We start from the raw sequence: 16,359 nt of genomic DNA on the forward strand, positions 1-16,359 counted from the left end.
ACTATCTCTGGTTCAAGCACGGCGACGCCAACAACGCCGTCCTCGCCGCCGCTGGCTACAACTTCCGCCGTCTCATCCGATGGCTCAGGCTTTTGCTGTGCCAAATCCTGGCCGCGCTCTTCACCGAACCGATCGCCAATCCAGCCTAAAATTGGGGTTCTTCACGCTCGACTATGTGTGTGTGAGTGCTTATGCTTTTGGTTGCTCTGTGGTGGGTCCACCCACATCCTGGACCGCACCTCTTCAACCAGTCAAAGCTCTATTCGAGGTACTAGGGTCTATACCCGAGCAAGGTCGTGATATGACCTCGTTCCACAAAGAAACCGGATGGCGAATGCGACAGCAACAATCGGCGAATACGCTTCGTAAACTCTTCACGACGAGGTCCGAGAGTGCCTGGAGCAGCCAGGGACGTTGAGTAGAGGTAGCCAAGAAGGTCATCAACATTCCAGTGATGCGCATAATAGTGACGAAGCTTTGTAATTTCACTGAAATCAGAAGCACGAAGGACCTCTCGAGTGGGTAGCGTGTGTACCGGCCCAAAGGCACGGGGACCTGTCGGAAACCAACCTCCCCAGAACTCCTTGATGTCGCTCAACAGCGCATCATACCATTCTCCAGGTTCCGCGCGATCCAGCGTCCGGGTGATGATCGCAACGCAACCATCAGGCTTGAGCATTTGGCCTAGCTTTGCCAAGACCGTCTCTCGGTCCATATACTGGAAGGAGCCCGCAATTGTTGCAACATCAAACGACGCCGTTGGTTCGTTGAGGTCTTCAGATCTAGATCCCAAAAACTCTATGTTCTTAATTCCGAACGCTTCGGCCCTTAGCCTTCCCTCCTCGATCATTTCGTCGCTTGGATCGACGGAAAGCACGTTCGCAACTGAAAGTGCCAGGGGAATACCGATCTGTCCCGTGCCGGCACCGAGATCGAGTGCTCGACTACTGTTCGAGAGGTTACAAACCCGGACCAATGACCGGAAGAAATCCTCTGGATAGGGTACCGCGTGTCGCGCGTAGTAGCGCGCCGCTCCACGAAACAGTTCACTAGCTACCATCATACCTACCTCCGTAGATCGCGTGTCAGCCTAGCCGCCGACTGTTCAAAGGGAAGAAACGTATAGAAGGCTTGGACGCGACTGCGATCATGGTGATTCATGCTACACTTGCTGTTTGGCTCAAGCCTCTCGTTGAGATCGCGGTAACCGGAAGAGAAGGCAATCGACAGGCTCGACGCCCATCAAACCTCGAATTCACGCGCCGGCGATCGACTAAGAGACCCCATAATGCGCTCTTCATGAGGGCAGGTCCGGTTCGCATAAGACCTGAGAGCCAAGGATTTCTGTAAAAGAAGAGTCAACGCAGCGATCAGGGTGTTTGGCGAAAACATATTGTCGTTGATGTTGCATGCCGAAAACTCCTCGCGAGGGGCAATGATCAGTGCGACGATGATAAAGCACCAGTTAGCATCCTTCTCATCCAGATAAATTACTGACGTTGGTAGTTGACCGCGGGGCACATTTTTGCCTCTCGCCAGATAGGTGGGTCGATCGAGATGGATTCCGGTTAATCTTGCAATTGCTGGGAGTTGGTTTTTGCGTGTGGGTGGCGGGTATAACAGCTACTGGTCTCATCCCAGATCTTCGCTCTTTTAACATCGTCGGCGGATGCTCTAGCCAGCCAACCCCAAGGCACCTGACTTCGTGAGTCGATCCAGTTGTTCTGGAGCGAGTTGGATTTCGGAGAGGACGTCCTGCGTATGTGCTCCGCACACCGGCACGCGAGCCGGCTCAGCCGATGGTGTGGCTGAGAATCGGGGTGCCGGCGCAGCCTGTAACACCCCATCGATCGTTACATAGACGCTGCGTGCGGCGATGTGGGGATGAACAGCTGACTCTGGTGGAACTAACACAGGCGCAAAGCAAGCGTCAGTACCTTCCAACAATTCGCACCATTGAGCGCGCGTTTTCGTCGCGAAGAGTGCCATGAGCTCGCTCAAGAGATTCGGCCACATCTTAGGATCACCCTGCCCCTCCACGAAGCGCCGATCATGATTTAGGCCGAGACGCTTGATGAATTCGGCGTAGAACTGCGGCTCGTCCGCGACGACATTGATCCAGCCGCCGTCTGAGCAGCGATAGGAGCGCGCCCAGTGCCTGTTGTCGGTGGCCGGATTGCCGCGCTCGAAGTTCAACCCGGAACCTGCGACTGTCGAGAGCAATAGATTGAGCAAGTGCGCGGAGCCGTCGACCATCGCGGCATCCACTACCTGGCCGCGTCCATCCTTGCGTGCGCGCAGAACGCCAGCAAGGATTCCAAGAGCGAGGTACAGCGCACCGCCGCCGAGGCCAAGCAGTGTCGCGGGCACCTCCGGCGCCTCGCCAGCCGGGCTGGAAAACCATAGCGCGCCTGAAAGAGCAATGTAGTTGCGGCCATGTCCGGCAGCCTCTGACAGGGGGCCATACTGACCCCACCCCGTCACGCGACCATAGACCAGAGATGGGCGGAGTGCGAGACAAACGTTCGGGCCGAGTCCAAGTCGCTCCATTTTGCCCGGCCGCATGCCCTCGATCAGCGCGTCGGCGCGCTTGACAAGCTGCAACACGATATCGACTGCCTCCGGCTTCTTGAGGTCCAAAATGATTGAGCGCTTGCCGCGGTTGAATATCTGCCAATTTCTGGGACGGCCCGCATCAGCGACTGGACGTTCGATTGTAATTACGTCGGCGCCGAGGTCGGCCAGCAACATACCACAGAACGGGCCCGACCCCATACCAGCGATTTCGACGACCTTCATTCCGTCCAAAACACCCATCTATCAATCCTTTCTGGGTCCCGCGGCAAAGCACATTTCGGTTGTCGTCAGCCTTGAGTTCACGTCTAGAACTGAGCAACCGAGCCTCGCGAGCGTCGAGGCAATGACCAACAATCTGATACGAATATGTGCGAACGACGAAGGTGTCGCCTGCATCTAAGCCGCGTGCCCGCAGCGCACGGTCAGATCAGCGCTCCGATTCGACTCGGCGATGGTGGTGGGCGGCCGCCGCTGGCTGACGGAACGCCCGGTCTTCCAGTGTCGCGGTACTGCCCTGGTCGTTTGCTCAATCTTACGCCGCTGTTGATTGTTTTGGAGTCCTTTTGAGCTAGCATTCATGCCAATAGATGGCGGGCGAGCACGCGGTATTTGAAAACTTCAGACGGGCCTTCAAAGATGCGTGACATGCGCTGATACCCGTACCAATGCGCAAGCGGACTCTCGTATGTACAGCCGGCGGCTCCGTGGATCTGTATTGCGCGGTCGATGACGCGGCAGCACATTTCGGTGCATGTCATCTTGATCATGGCTGCTTCGACGCGCGTATCCTCGCCGCGATCATATTTTTCCGCGCCGGCGTACATCATCAGTCGGTTTTGTTGGATTTCGATCCACGAATCGATGATCATCGACTGGATCGCTTGCTTCTCGCTGAGTGGCCCTTCGAACAAGGTGCGCTGCTTGGCGTGTTCAACCATCATGTCGTAGCTGCGCTGAGCGATACCAACCGCCGTCGCTGCGATGTCGAACCGCCCCGCGTTTAGCAGCCGTTGTGCGGCCTTGAATCCTGCGCCTTCCGCGCCGATATGAGCAACGCCGTCGACCTTGCAATTTTTAAAGGTCAGCTGGTGCGTCGCGTACCCACTGAGCATCATCACCGGACCACGTGTCGTAAGGCCTGGGTTGTCCCTCTCAACGGCGAACATTGAAAGATTGCGAGCTCCTTTTTCCATAGCGGTTCGGGCGAACACGAACACAACATCGGCATCGAAGGTCTGCGTCGGAATTCCGTTTTCGTGGTCGCTGATCCAGATCTTCACGCCGTTGATCACCCAGCTATTGCCGTCCCGTTCCGCATTGGTCGAAACGGTGCGGGCCGGATCGGACCCGCCCGCGGGCTCGGTTAGCGCAAAGGCCCATCGCTTAGCGTCAGACAAGAAGGGATCGAGGTAACGGGCCTTCTGCTCGCCCTGCAGATGGATCAAGTCGGGCATGACCTCGCCGCCGAAGCGGATCGGCGACAGGCACTTGCGGCTCTCTTCGAAAACGGCGAGTCGATTGACCAGAGAAAGGTTCGCGCCGCCAACTTCGGAGGACAAGCTGAGCCCCCACAAGCCGGCCTTACGAGCCGCCTCACGTCCGGGCTGAAAGTCAGCCCAGCTGAGCTTCTCGCCTCTAAGCCTTCGTGTCTCGAGTGGCGCCTGATGGTCCTTGACGATCCTCCGAACCAGATCGACGAGCCTCTGTGTTTCTTCCTCGAACTTGTACATGTCGTTTCTCGTTTTCCCTTATTCAATGCCAGGCGATGAGACGGCTGCGCAAAAGCGTTTCTTCTACACGTCGCGTAGTGGCTGAACGCCGTGCTGGCGCCATGTAGCGCTACGATTAGCCTCAGCGGCCTTGCTTACGGTCGCCTCGGCTGATGTGAGATCAGTGACATCGGCCTGTTTCAGTATCGCCGTGCCTCTGCCCTCGCGGATGCCTCTTGCGGCCTCTTCGCTACGATCGAAAAAGCAATCGGTCACAATGACAGACGCAGCCTCATGAGCGGAAGAAGCCAGCGCGATGTGAGGTTCCATCTGGCCGCCTCTGGTGGCGAGAGCGCCCTTGCTTCCTGGACGGATCGGCTTGCTCATGATGTCCCTTCACTTCCAGTGTGGTCGCGCAATTCGCCGCTCTTGCACCATGACGCGCTATCTAACTGAGCTTAATTATACGACGGGTAACACCAACAGGCCATCGTACTTCATGACGGCGCGCCCCCCATTTCCGGTAGTTGGCTCGACACGGACCTCGCGATATGTCCGCCCGTGACTTTTGTCGGATTATCATCCTATGTTGCCGAGATCTTTCGATGTTCGCCGTTGAGAGAGACAACTCGGGCCTTATTGCACGTGGTCCGGAGACGATGCTCAGCGGGTACGCCACGCACCAGTTGACCTCTAAAAGCTGCAGGTTCGACGACGTAGGTCACATCGGCGCAGAAGGCGCGGGATTCAAAGCAATACAGCAGTTGCTAAATGAAGCCCGGTTCGACGTTGCCGCGAAGACGGCTGGTATTGGTCGGCGCTGCACGACATCGTGGTTGAACGCCCCAAGCGCGTCTTGTTTGAAGGACCGCAGAGGAAGAAGGAAGCAATCCAGTCAATGATCGTCTACTCGTGGATCGAAATCCAACAAAACCGACTGGTGACGTATGCCGGTGCAGAGAAAGTTGGGCGTATTCGGGTCGGCCGCCTAGAGGGCAAGTTTCAGACGACTTTGGACGGTATCATGAAGCTCAAATGGAGAGTAAAGTGATGGCCAGACCCAAGGCGTCAACGGCGGCTTTACCTTCGGGCTGCAGGAGATACTAATGGACGAAGCATCCCAGCGGATCCTGACCGAATGCCGCGGCCCCATACTGATAATCACGATCAACCGACCCAAGGTCAAGAACGCGGTAGACTTCGAGTCTAGCATGGCGCTTGAGGTGGCGATGGACCTTCTCGATCAGGAGGAGGAGTTATTGGTCGGCATAATCACCGGTGCCGGCGGCGATTTCTCGGCGGGCGCGGATCTCAAAGAGTCGGCCCAGGGCGGCAAGCCCCCGCAGCTCGCCCGTGGCGGCTTCGGCCTCCTGGAGCGCCCCCCGCGCAAGCCGTTGATCGCAGCGGTCGAAGGCTACGCTGTCGGCGGCGGCCTCGAAACCTGCCTTGCGTGCGACCTGATCGTGGCCGCGCGCGATGCCAAATTGGGTCTGCCCGAGGTGCGGCACGGAGTCCTGGCCACCGGGGGCGGCCTTTTCCGGCTGCCGCGTCGCCTCCCGTATCATCTGGCGATGGAGCTCGCGCTGACTGGTGCTTTGAAGGAAGCGCCCTATTTCGAACGCTACGGTGTCGTCAACCGCCTCGCGGAGCCAGGGAAGGCGCTCGAGGAAGCGATCAAGCTGGCCCGATCGCTGCTTGTGAACGGGCCGCTGGCCTTGACGGCTGCCAAGGAGATCATGTTCCAGTCACTCAACTGGCAGGATGAGGAAGGCTGGTTGAAGCAGATGCCTATAGCCCAGAAGGTACAAGGCTCGGAGGACAGACTCGAGGGCCTGAAAGCCTTTGCCGATAAGCGCAAGCCCGTGTGGAAGGGACGGTGATGTCGAATGTCCGCAGGACGGGACGGCTACCGCCGGCATCTATCGTTCAGCGATTTAGCCAAGGCGAAGCGGCCGAGAGCCTTTGAAGAGTACAAACCGAACGTGAAGAAGCTTCTTTCCGAGCAGATGCATTGATGTGACCACTTCGCAAGCTCCTTTAAGGAAATAGTAGGGCCCATGGCCAAGCGCGCTGTGGTCGCGCATCTGCAGGCCATCATGAGCCTATCCGAACGGCGGGCGTGCTCGATCGTAGGCGCTGATTGGAAGATGATCCGCTATCGCTGCAGCCCACTCTGGGCGCGGCTCTGCGTCGCCGGTTGCACGATCTCGCCAACAGGCGCCAAGCCAGTCATCCCAAACCGCAACAACAGAAAGCGGCCGTTCAGCTTCAACAAACGTCTACGAGCTGCGCTGGCGCATCGAATGCGCCTTCAACAGACTGAAGGACTTCAGGCGCATTGCAACCCGCTATGACAAGCAGGCCCGAAACTATCTGGCCTCTGTCTGCCTCGTTGCGTCATCTGGTGCAACAGCTAACAATTCCGACAAAACAGTCCGCTGCACAGTTGCGATGAGATCGGAGCAAAAACCGAGCTAATCGCCGACCACTCAGCCCATGTGCTGCCCGGAAATAGCCGGAGCTTGCGACACGCGCTCACCTGTCCCGAAGCAAACGCGCGTTGTTCTAAAATCCGCCAACCTGTTGCGAACGTGACATCGCGCGGAAAAACACGGAGGGCAATTCGCATTGCTTGCATTGGCCTACATCTTGCAGTGCGATAATGGGGTGGAACGCGCGGCAATTGGATCAGGAGCCTTTGTGTCTCGACCTCCCAAGCGATTCTGCGATCGCCCTCCCGTCCTCAATAGCCGACCGTGCCGCTTACCCCCTTCATACCGATCGACTCCTGCCTGCCGATGGAGAGCGGAAGACGTTGATTTTGGCCGGCGTCACTCACGATCGAGGAAGCCGTCTTCGACGCAGCGCTCGGCATTCTCGACGAAGTGCAACGGGAGCCGAGGCTAAGCTGCCTGACACGACGCCTCTAGCAATCGGATACCGGAGACGACATGAACCTGACTGACCAGTCACTGCTGCAGACAAAGGCGTGCGTTGCCGGAGGATGGCAAGCCGCGGAAGACGAATCGACGTTCGACGGCGATCCCAGTAACGGGCGAATGCGTCCCGAGTGTCCGCACACGGGCGCACTGGAGACACGCCGCTCGATATCGGCGGCCAACGGGGTGTGAGCGACGTGGCGCGCCAGAGCGACCAAAGAGCCCGCGCGGTCTTGGGCGCCTGGTACGACCTGATGACCGAGCATGTCGGCGTCCTCGCGCTCACGCTGACCACAAGGCATGCCGGCAGCGGAAAGAATGGCGAAATCCCTTCCCGGAAGAGCGCAAAGCGTCTACGGCGATACCATCCTCTTCTAACCGACTCATCATCGCGCCTTTCTCCAGCGGAGCAACCCAATGCAAGATCTCTGGCGCCTATCGGCCGGCGAACTGGCCGTCTTGATCAAATCGAAGCAAGTCTCGGCCAAAGAGGCGGCCACGGCCGCGCTGGGGCGATTGGAGGCAGTCAATCCGAAGATCAACGCGGTCATCGATCACCGGCCCGAGGAGGTGTTGAAAGAGGCCGCAGAGGTCGATAGGGCAATTGCGCGTGGAGACCAGACCGGCGCGCTGGTCGGCGTGCCGGTCACGGTCAAGGACTGTATCGACCAGGAGGGGTTTGCGACCACTAGCGGCGTGAAGCTGCGAGCGAACGTGATCGCCAGGAGCAATAACCCGGTGGTCGACAATCTGCGCAAGGCTGGCGCAGTCATTCTGGGTCGCACCAATTGTCCTGCGTTTTGTACCCGTTGGTTCACCACCAACCTGCTCCATGGCGACACTAAGAATCCGCGCGATCCGTCGCTGACGCCGGGCGGCTCCTCGGGTGGCGCGAGCTCAGCGGTCGCGGCCGGCATTGGGCACATCGCGCACGGTACCGACATCGCGGGATCAATCCGCTACCCTGCCTACGCCTGTGGCGTGCATGGCTTGCGGCCGACCACAGGACGGATTGCCGCCTTCAATGCCTCGGGGCCGGAATGGAGCATCGGGGGGCAGATCACCGCGGTTTCCGGTCCGCTTGCGCGCACTATTCACGACCTGCGGATCGCGCTTGCCGCAATGGCTGCGAGGGACGTGCGCGACCCCTGGTGGGTTCCGGCCCCGCTGGAAGGTTCGCCGATGCCAAAGCGTGCGGCGCTGTGTCTCAATCCGGACGGCCTCGAGACAGCGGCCGAAGTGAAAGCCGCCATCAGCGACGCCGGAACGCGGCTGGAACGCGCCGGTTGGACGGTGGAGACGATCGAGAACACGCCGCCGATGCGAGAACCGGCGGATTGGCAGACCAAGCTGTGGCTCGGAAATGGCTATGAGGCGCAACTGGCCGACGCCGAGCGCGAGGGCGATCCCGGCGCGCTCGCCTGTTTGCGCGGCATCCGGACGAAAGTCTTTCCATTCGATGCGACGACCTACTTAACAGCACTGAGCCGGCGCGCCACATTGACCCGCGAGTGGCTGCAGTTCTTCGAAAAATACGCCGTGCTGCTGGTTCCGGTTTCGGCCGAACTGCCGTTTGCGGACAATCTCGACCTGAAGGGCGAGGCCGCTTTCGAAAGGGTCTGGCGGGCACAATTGACGCAGATCGCCATTCCCTTCATGGGCCTACCTGCGCTCAGCGTCCCGACAGGCCTCGTCGGCCGCACTCCCACAGGCGTGCAGATCATATCGGAGCGTTACCGCGAAGACCTCTGCTTGCTGGCGGGCGAGGCAATTGAGGCGGGTGCGGCGCCACCATCGCCGATCGACCCGGTAAACTGAGATTTTAGGAGAGAACTAGTCACGTGAATCTAAAGTTCGCCACATAAAGTCTGCTGGGCATTGTGGCAGAAGCGTTTGGCGGAAGCCAAAATCTGGTCTGCGGACTTGGTTCATTGAATGGCTTTGGATTTTTGTTGTGCAGGTCGATGAAAGTACGGATGTCGGCCTCAAGCTGCCTGACGGAGGTGCGGATACCTCGCTGGATCTGCTTTCAGGTCAGTTCAGCAAACCAGCGCTCGACCTGATTGATCCATGATGCGGAAGTCCGCGTAAAATGCACATGATAGCGAGGCCAGCGGGCGAGTCAGGCTTTGATCTTGGGTGTATTATGAGTGGCGTCGTTATCCATTACGATATGGCCATCGAGGCCCTCAGGGACTTGAACATCGATCTCATTTAACAACCTCAAGAACTCGGCTGCCCTGTGGCGTTTGCAGCATTTGCCGATGACGAAGCCCACACCGTCCCGGTACGCCAGGCATCATCAGTAAGACAGCTGCTCGCGATCGACTGCCGGATTTGGCTTTTCTCATCGATGCTGAGAATCAGACCGGTTCGATCGCGATAGGTAAAGGCCCGACGATGTCGCGCACCTTCTCGACGAATAGGGAATCGCTCGACGACTTGAATGTCTGGCTACGGTACAGCTGCAAACCGAACTCCGCGCGCGCAGTAGCCATCGAGCGGATCGACCAATGCGTCGCGTCAGCTGGCGTCGTATGCAGCGTTCGCCCAATCACGGCGGCAACTTGATCGTCGCTGATGCTGCGAGGCCGGCCAGACCGGGCCTCGTCAAGAAGGCCACCACAGCAATCCTTCAAAACTCGGCGGCGCCACTTGCCAACTGGGTGTCCATGAATGCCGAGTTCGGCAGCCACTGACTGGCTTGGCAGCACCGCAGGATCGCGCGGAACCGCTCAGATAGCGACCTGGCAACACGATGACGACGAACTTGCCTCCCCAAATACGCTCGTTCCTGCGGAGGCATTAACGGCACGATCGGCCGGCCTCGCACACGAGCTATCGCCGGAAGTTGGTGACGGCGGGAATCGGGAAGGCGGCATATCGTGGGGGTGCTTGACGCCTCCACTTCTCCACCAAAGGAGCGATATGCCGTGTCCAAAGATAACGTCATCCATCTGATTCAGCCAGGAATCTTCGACGATCAACTCACAGAAGTCTTGCGCAACGGGGCACGTGCCCTTCTCGCCAAGGCGGTCGAGGCCGAGGTCGCAGACTTTCTCGGCCAGCATGCCGAGTTGAAGACCCAGGACGGCCACCAGCGCGTCGTCCGCCACGGTCACCTGCCGGAACGCGAGGTGATGACCGGTATCGGTCCGGTCGCCGTCCGCCAGCCGCGTGTACGCGATCGCGAGGCCGCCGCTGCCGATCCTGGCCGTATCCGGTTCTCGCCGTCGATCCTGCCACCCTACATGCGCCGCTCGAAGTCGATCGAGACGCTGCTGCCGATCCTTTATCTGAAGGGGATTTCGACTGGCGACTTCTCCGAGGCGCTGGCGGCGCTGCTTGGCAAGGATGCTGCCGGGTTGTCGGCCTCCGCCATCGGCCGACTGAAGGACGGTTGGCTCGACGAGTACGCCGCGTGGCAGAAGCGTGATCTGTCGGCCAGGCGCTACGTCTACATCTGGGCTGATGGTATCCATCTCGAAGCCCGCCTCGAAGACGAAAAGCAGTGCATCCTGGTGCTGATCGGCGCGACGCCGGAAGGCCGCAAGGAACTGGTCGGCTTCACCGATGGCGCCCGCGAGAGCGCGCACGATTGGCGCGATCTGCTGCTCGATATGAAGCGGCGCGGGCTCAACGTGGCCCCGCAGCTCGTCATCGCCGATGGCGCACTCGGGTTCTGGAAGGCTGCCGGTGAGGTCTGGCCGAAGACGCGCGAGCAGTGCTGCTGGGTGCACAAGACCGCCAACGTACTTGCCAAGCTGCCGAAGAGCCAGCACCCGAAAGCCAAACGCGCGTTGCAGGAGATCTGGATGGCTGAAACCAAGGCCACAGCCGAGCAGGCGTTCGACGCCTTCATCAAGAGCTACACGCTGAAATACGAGAAGGCGGCTGACTGTCTGCGCAAGGATCGAGACACGCTGCTGGCTTTCTACGACTTCCCGGCCGAGCATTGGAAACACCTGCGCACGACGGATGAGATGGACAAGCGATTTCTTCATGGCCGAGGCGACGATTGCGGAGATCGCCGTAGGTCCATTCTTTTGTTCGGCCGCGCTGCGGGCCATTCTTCCGTCCCGGCCACCTATCTCGCAGCCGCCGCGCGCAGGGGCGGTCAAGGCTGGCCGCATTTGCGGCCACCGTAAGGCTTGGCCTTGACCGGCCCGAGCACGACGGCACGCTGGCGTGGAACGGGACTGCGTTCCTGGCGTGGCTGGAATTTGCCGTCAGCCGCGACTATGGTTGTCGGGCGCGGGCGACCTCGTGGCGAAGCGTGACGTGTCGGCTGCAAGTGTCACCAGACTGCCTATTTCGTCTTGCCGAACTGAGGCGCTCGCGCGCCGGCCCTCGGTCGTTGCGGTTTCCATTGCGACACGAATCGTTCGTAGCTTTGCTCCGCCTGCGCGGCAATCGACATCTCGCGGTCGGGCAGCACCTTGATGTTGTAGGTATAGGTTGGTCCACGTCGGCTGCCTTTCTGTTGCGGATGCCCGGCTTGAAGTTGCATCGCGCGGGTCTTGTTGGCGACCAGCGCCGGGCGCGCCCACAGGTAATCCTCGCCCTTCGTCAACAAATGCCAGCAGAGCACAGTGAGCTTCCGAGCGACAGCCACCGCGGCGATCTGATGGCCGCGCCGGGCGCGGATGCGCACGAAAAAAGCATGCAGTGGACCGGGCGCCTTGGCCGCTGCCCAGGCCGCCTCGACCAGCATGGCGCGCGCATGACTGCGGCCGATCTTGCTGATACGGCCGTGGTGGGCCGCTCCCAGCCCGGACTGCCGCACCCGCGGGTTCAGCCCGAAATAGCTCACCAGCTTCTGCGGGCTGTTGAACCGGCTGATATCGCCGATCGCCGCCATGATGCCGGCGGCGACCGCCAGATTCACGCCGGTGATCGTCATCAATCCGTTGACCGCGGAATCCTCGATTGCGTCCTGCGCGATCTCGCGGTCGAGCAGGGCCAGGTCTTCTGCCAGCCGGTCAAGCTCACGGACGTGCCGATCGATGGCCGCTCGCTCATCGTCCGGCAGCTGTTGAGCAGCCAACCACGCCCGGCCGCGGGCGTTGAAAAGATCGGCATGTGGGCACTTCGGGATCAGGTGTGCGTGCAGGATCGAATGCACCTCGTTCTTGAGCCGCGTGCGATGCCGCACAACCTGGTAGCGCCGCGCCACCAGTCTGCGCTTGCGTTCGGTCTCCGCGTCAGGCGTCCAGATCTGCGGCAGGTATCCCGCCGCATGCAGACTGGCGAGCGTGCCGGCATCGATCTTGTCGGTCTTGACGTGAGCTTGGGCGATCGCCTTCACCTGCAACGGATTGGCGATAATCACCCGCGCCACGAATGGCGCCAGCACTCGCGACACCGCCATGCTGTTGCCGGTCGCTTCGAGCACCACCTCATCACTGGCCAGTAGGGTCTTGCCAAATCCCTCCAGCGCAGTCCGCGTCATATCAATACGGCCCGCATGTCGGAGCCTGCCGCTCTCCCAAAATACCACCTCCCCGAAGGTTCGGTGGACATCAATGCCAATCACTCGTCGCATTCGCACCTCCTGTCAGACATATGACGGGAGCTGCGGGCGACACGACAACTACGGATTCGCGCTCTCGGCGCAACCGGGCGAGTCGCAGAGGCGGCCAGCTACTAGCTCGAGCTCTCGGCTCATCGTGTGTATCGGCCTGCCCGCACATCGTGCTCCCGGTGCCTCTGTCCCGATGGTCGCACCATACGCCACGATCTAGAATACCGCAGCGGAACGTTGGCACCGATAAATCTCATACCGGTTACCAACCCGATCGAAAGCACCTTCGCCACCGTGCGCCACCGCACGATCCGATCGAAGGGCTGTCTATCCAACAAGACCGCGCTCGCGATGGTCTTCAAACTGGTCGATGGCGCCCAGAAAAATTGGCGTCGTCTCGATGGCCACAACCAGTTGCCAAAACTCGTTCTCGGTGTGACATTCAACGATGGGATCGAGGTCATCGCCAAGCCGACCGACCGTCAGCCCAAAACCGCCGCCGCCTGACCGGCCCCGGCCGTCACCAAAATTTGGCGATAGCTCCTCGCACACCTGCATTCACCACAAGCGCTCTCCTCTTGTACGCATACGACGAAGACCGCCTGATTGACGCATGCGCGCGGGTACGGCGAGTTCTATGATGGCGATGCGTGAAGGTCAGGCGGCTTGCTGATCGGTGGGGTTGTCGGCTTGGCGTAGGAGCTTCCATTCCCAGGGCAGCAGCTCGTGCAGACGCGATGCGGGAAGATCGGCGATACGGGCGAGGATGTCGGCGAGCCAGGCTTTGGGATCGACGTCGTTCAGGCGACAGGTCGTGATCATCGTCAGCATGATGGCGGCGCGGTCTGCGCCACGCAGACTGCCGGCGAAGGTCCAGTTGCGCCTTCCCAAGGCGATGCCGCGCAACGCTCTTTCGGCGGCGTTGTTGCTGAGGCAGATCCTGCCATCATCGAGGAAGCGGGCAAAGTCGGCCCAGCGCCTGAGCATGTAGTTCATGGGCTTCAGGACCTCGGAGGAGCGCGATAGGGTTTCTCGCTCGCGGAGCAGCCAGGCGTGCATGTCGTCGAGCAGCGGCTTGCTTTTCTCCTGGCGCACGGCACACCGCTCGTCGGCACTGCGGCCGTTGATGGCGCGCTCGATTTCGAACAGGGCGTCCAGACGCCTGACCGCCTCCACCGCGATCGGGGAGACCGGTTTGCCTTTCTGTCCGTCCCGGGCGGTTTTCTCGATATCGGCCAGCTCGAAGAAGCCCCGCCGCGCATGGGCGAAGCAAAATGCCGGCGTGATCGGCAACACCTTCTTCTGCGGGTCGAACAGCGGCTCGAAGCCATTGTAGCAGTCGGCTTGCAGGATGCCGGTGAAGGCGGCCAGATGCTTCTGCGGATGCTGGCCGCGTCGGTCGCTCGAGGCGTAATAGACCGCCGCCGCCGGCGCAGGCCCACCGTAGGGCCGGTCATCCCGCACATAGGTCCAGATTCGCCCGGTCGTGCACTTGCCCTTGGCCAAGATGCGGATGGTGGTGTCGTCGCCATGAAGGCGCTCAGCCGACAGCACATGCCGCTCCATCAGTTGGAACAGCGGCATGACGGCGAAGGTCCCGTGGCCGACCTGGTCGGCCAGCGTCGATAGCGGCAAATCGATCATCTCAGCCTTAAAGCGCACGCTCTGCCGGTTGAGCGGGATATGCATGCCGAACTTGTCGAACAGGATGGTCGCCAGCAATTGCGGACCGATGAAGCCGCGCGGCGTGGCATGGAACGGTGCCGGCGGCTGGCTGATCTTCTCGCAATCGCGGCAGGTGAACTTTTCCCGCACCGTCTCGATCAGCTTGAACCGGCGCGGGATCTCCTCCAGCGTCTCGGTCACATCCTCGCCCAGCTTCGCCAGGCGCGATCCGCCGCAGCATGCACAGCTCGTCGGGGCCTCGATGACGACGCGCTCGCGTTCGATGTCGTCCGGCCACGGTTTGCGCACCGGCCGCTTGCGTGTGAAGGCGCGCACGGCCTGGGTTTTCGCCGCGGCGGTACGTGCGGCAAGCTCATCCTCGCTCGCCGTGGTGACGAGTTCTTCGAGCTCCAATTCCAATTGCTCGATCAGCCGCGCCGTGCGCTCGGAGCGCTGCCCGTACAGTTCGCGCTTAAGCTTCTCGATCCGCAGCTCGAGGTGCGCGATCAGCGCCTCGTTGGCCGACAGCTCCGCCCGCGCACTGGCAGCTACCGCCTCGGCTTGCAGCCGCGCCTCACGCTCGACCTGCAGCGCCGCCAGGGCACTCACGAGGTCCGATGGAAGGTCGTCCGGCTTCGATATCATGAAGCCATTGAATCAGATCACGTTGCAGATTCAAACCGTAAAACGGCTATCCGACCCGCGTTGGTCGCAGCGCTTCTTGAGGGTTGCGCCAATCGATTCCGGACAACAGATAGCTCATCTGCGCCGATGAGATCGTCACTGCTTCGCCCGCAACCGATGGCCAGATGAACCTTCCTCTCTCGAGTCTTTTGGTGAACAGGCATGCCCCCTGGCCATCGTGCCAGATCACCTTCACAAGGTCGCTTCGGCGACCGCGGAACACGAACAGATGACCGCTGAGCGGGTCCTTGCGCAGCACCTCCTGCACTTGGAGTGCCAACGATGGAAAGCCTCGGCGCATGTCCGTGTAGCCTGTCGCCAGCCACACTCGCGCGCCCGTCGGAACCGGGATCATCGGCGTACCAGAGCATCGAGAACGCGACGTAGCGCGTCTCCATCAACGTCGCCATCGACCCGGATGCGGTGCCCGCTACCAAGATCAATCTCGATGATGCCCTGGCTCTTCCGTCGACGCGCCGCCGTCGTCGTCAATGGCGCTTCGGCCGCCTCCCGCGGCGGCGCAGACGGCCCAATCTCGACCGGCACGAACGGCGCTGTACTCGCTTCACCATGCTTGCAAAGCTCTTTACGCCACCTGAACAGCTGGCTCACATGAAGGCCGGCCATGCGAGCCACCTCGGAAACACTGGCTCCGGGCTCGAGCGATGCTGCAACAAGCCGTTCCTTCTCATCCTGCGACCACCGGCGCCGCCGCTCGACCGATGTGATAACCTCTGCCCGCGAAACCGTCATAGCGCTTCTCCTAGGATTACCCCTAGGACCTGCAGCTCTCGCGTCCCTCAAACAAGACGGCCTTTGGCGGAGAGATACCTCCTCTTTAGAGATTCGAGTCATCATATAATGTGACGAACTTGCGTTCCAGATGATCAGGGTCGAGACTCATTAAACCCACTATGCAAGAACTGCGGCGAGGCAGAGAGGTCAAGTAGTTGCGCGCCAGAATTATCGTATCGGGTTGCGATACGTCTGAAGTCGTCCAGTCTGTTGAAGACACTCTAGATGCGCCAGCGAAGTATATGGAGGGTAAGCGTAGCTCTGCGGCCCTTTTGATTGGCGCTTGACGCCTATTTTGACCGGGTGACGCGACGCCGCGGCTTCCATTTGTCGGATAGAGCGTTGACGGCGGCCTCGATTGCCTTCCGGTCGATGACGTTGGGATCGAACCGCTCCGGGCCCCAGAGGCGCATATGTTCGTGCTCTGGATGTGCGGGGTCGCTGATGGCATCAAGGTATTCGGCAT

Annotated in this window: 13 protein-coding genes and 5 pseudogenes; 8 read left to right on the plus strand and 10 right to left on the minus strand. The window is 60.4% G+C overall.

Annotated features, from left to right (window positions below; translation table 11 throughout):
* Positions 1-149, plus strand: a pseudogene (locus ACYCVF_RS36525) (IS5/IS1182 family transposase); the annotation flags it as partial.
* A gap of 122 nt (positions 150-271) precedes the next feature.
* On the opposite strand, the gene ACYCVF_RS36530 reads toward ACYCVF_RS36525, so the two are convergent.
* The 4 genes from ACYCVF_RS36530 to ACYCVF_RS36545 all read right to left on the minus strand — a co-directional run bounded on the left by ACYCVF_RS36530 (position 272) and on the right by ACYCVF_RS36545 (position 4,673).
* On the minus strand, positions 272-1,063 hold the full coding sequence (locus tag ACYCVF_RS36530) for a class I SAM-dependent methyltransferase (protein WP_459607609.1): 792 nt from the start codon (positions 1,061-1,063) through the stop codon (positions 272-274).
* A gap of 611 nt (positions 1,064-1,674) precedes the next feature.
* Entirely contained in the window at positions 1,675-2,817 is a 1,143-nt protein-coding gene (locus ACYCVF_RS36535; protein ID WP_459607610.1) for a CaiB/BaiF CoA transferase family protein, read from the minus strand.
* A gap of 335 nt (positions 2,818-3,152) precedes the next feature.
* Entirely contained in the window at positions 3,153-4,307 is a 1,155-nt protein-coding gene (locus ACYCVF_RS36540) for an acyl-CoA dehydrogenase family protein (RefSeq protein WP_459607611.1), read from the minus strand.
* 63 nt (positions 4,308-4,370) lie between these two features.
* Complete coding sequence (locus ACYCVF_RS36545; protein ID WP_459607613.1) at positions 4,371-4,673, minus strand: hypothetical protein; 303 nt, start codon at positions 4,671-4,673, stop codon at positions 4,371-4,373.
* A gap of 719 nt (positions 4,674-5,392) precedes the next feature.
* Between ACYCVF_RS36545 and ACYCVF_RS36550 the strand changes: the two genes are divergently transcribed.
* The 5 genes and pseudogenes from ACYCVF_RS36550 (at position 5,393) to ACYCVF_RS36570 (ending at position 9,043) form a co-directional block, all read left to right on the plus strand.
* The gene (locus ACYCVF_RS36550; protein ID WP_459607615.1) at positions 5,393-6,166 is read left to right on the plus strand and encodes a crotonase/enoyl-CoA hydratase family protein; all 774 of its coding nucleotides are present in this window, start codon (positions 5,393-5,395) and stop codon (positions 6,164-6,166) included.
* Positions 6,167-6,343: 177 nt separating this feature from the next.
* Complete coding sequence (locus ACYCVF_RS36555) at positions 6,344-6,640, plus strand: hypothetical protein (RefSeq protein ID WP_459607617.1); 297 nt, start codon at positions 6,344-6,346, stop codon at positions 6,638-6,640.
* A pseudogene (locus tag ACYCVF_RS36560) lies at positions 6,594-6,764 on the plus strand (hypothetical protein); the annotation flags it as partial. The gene ACYCVF_RS36555 and the pseudogene ACYCVF_RS36560, both read left to right, overlap by 47 nt.
* A gap of 473 nt (positions 6,765-7,237) precedes the next feature.
* On the plus strand, positions 7,238-7,417 hold the full coding sequence (locus ACYCVF_RS36565) for a hypothetical protein (RefSeq protein ID WP_459607619.1): 180 nt from the start codon (positions 7,238-7,240) through the stop codon (positions 7,415-7,417).
* Between the two features lie 225 nt (positions 7,418-7,642).
* Positions 7,643-9,043, plus strand: coding sequence for an amidase family protein (locus tag ACYCVF_RS36570; protein WP_459607621.1), 1,401 nt, complete (start codon positions 7,643-7,645; stop codon positions 9,041-9,043).
* 29 nt (positions 9,044-9,072) lie between these two features.
* Here ACYCVF_RS36570 and ACYCVF_RS36575 read toward each other — a convergent pair.
* Positions 9,073-10,031 (minus strand): annotated as a pseudogene (locus ACYCVF_RS36575) (helix-turn-helix domain-containing protein).
* 127 nt (positions 10,032-10,158) lie between these two features.
* Here ACYCVF_RS36575 and ACYCVF_RS36580 point away from each other — a divergent pair.
* Positions 10,159-11,223 (plus strand): annotated as a pseudogene (locus ACYCVF_RS36580) (IS256 family transposase); the annotation flags it as partial.
* Positions 11,224-11,534: 311 nt separating this feature from the next.
* Here the strand turns inward: ACYCVF_RS36580 and ACYCVF_RS36585 are convergent.
* Positions 11,535-12,752 carry an IS110 family RNA-guided transposase gene (locus tag ACYCVF_RS36585; RefSeq protein WP_459607629.1) on the minus strand — a complete coding sequence of 406 codons (1,218 nt, stop codon included), beginning with the start codon at positions 12,750-12,752 and terminating at the stop codon, positions 11,535-11,537.
* A gap of 258 nt (positions 12,753-13,010) precedes the next feature.
* Here ACYCVF_RS36585 and ACYCVF_RS36590 point away from each other — a divergent pair.
* Positions 13,011-13,256: pseudogene (locus ACYCVF_RS36590) on the plus strand (IS256 family transposase); the annotation flags it as partial.
* Between the two features lie 150 nt (positions 13,257-13,406).
* Here the strand turns inward: ACYCVF_RS36590 and tnpC are convergent.
* The 4 genes from tnpC to ACYCVF_RS36610 form a co-directional block, all read right to left on the minus strand.
* Positions 13,407-15,059, minus strand: a complete 1,653-nt coding sequence (gene tnpC / locus ACYCVF_RS36595; protein ID WP_459607623.1) for an IS66 family transposase — start codon at positions 15,057-15,059, stop codon at positions 13,407-13,409.
* Between the two features lie 46 nt (positions 15,060-15,105).
* Positions 15,106-15,453 (minus strand): IS66 family insertion sequence element accessory protein TnpB, encoded by a 348-nt coding sequence (gene tnpB, locus ACYCVF_RS36600; protein ID WP_459607625.1) that lies wholly within the window; start codon positions 15,451-15,453, stop codon positions 15,106-15,108.
* Entirely contained in the window at positions 15,450-15,851 is a 402-nt protein-coding gene (gene tnpA / locus ACYCVF_RS36605) for an IS66-like element accessory protein TnpA (protein WP_459607627.1), read from the minus strand. Before tnpA ends, tnpB begins: the two co-directional genes overlap by 4 nt.
* A gap of 332 nt (positions 15,852-16,183) precedes the next feature.
* The coding region (locus ACYCVF_RS36610; protein WP_459607631.1) for an IS1096 element passenger TnpR family protein at positions 16,184-16,359 on the minus strand (176 nt) is incomplete at its 5' end.

The sequence above is a fragment of the Bradyrhizobium cedriense genome (genome assembly GCF_054602315.1).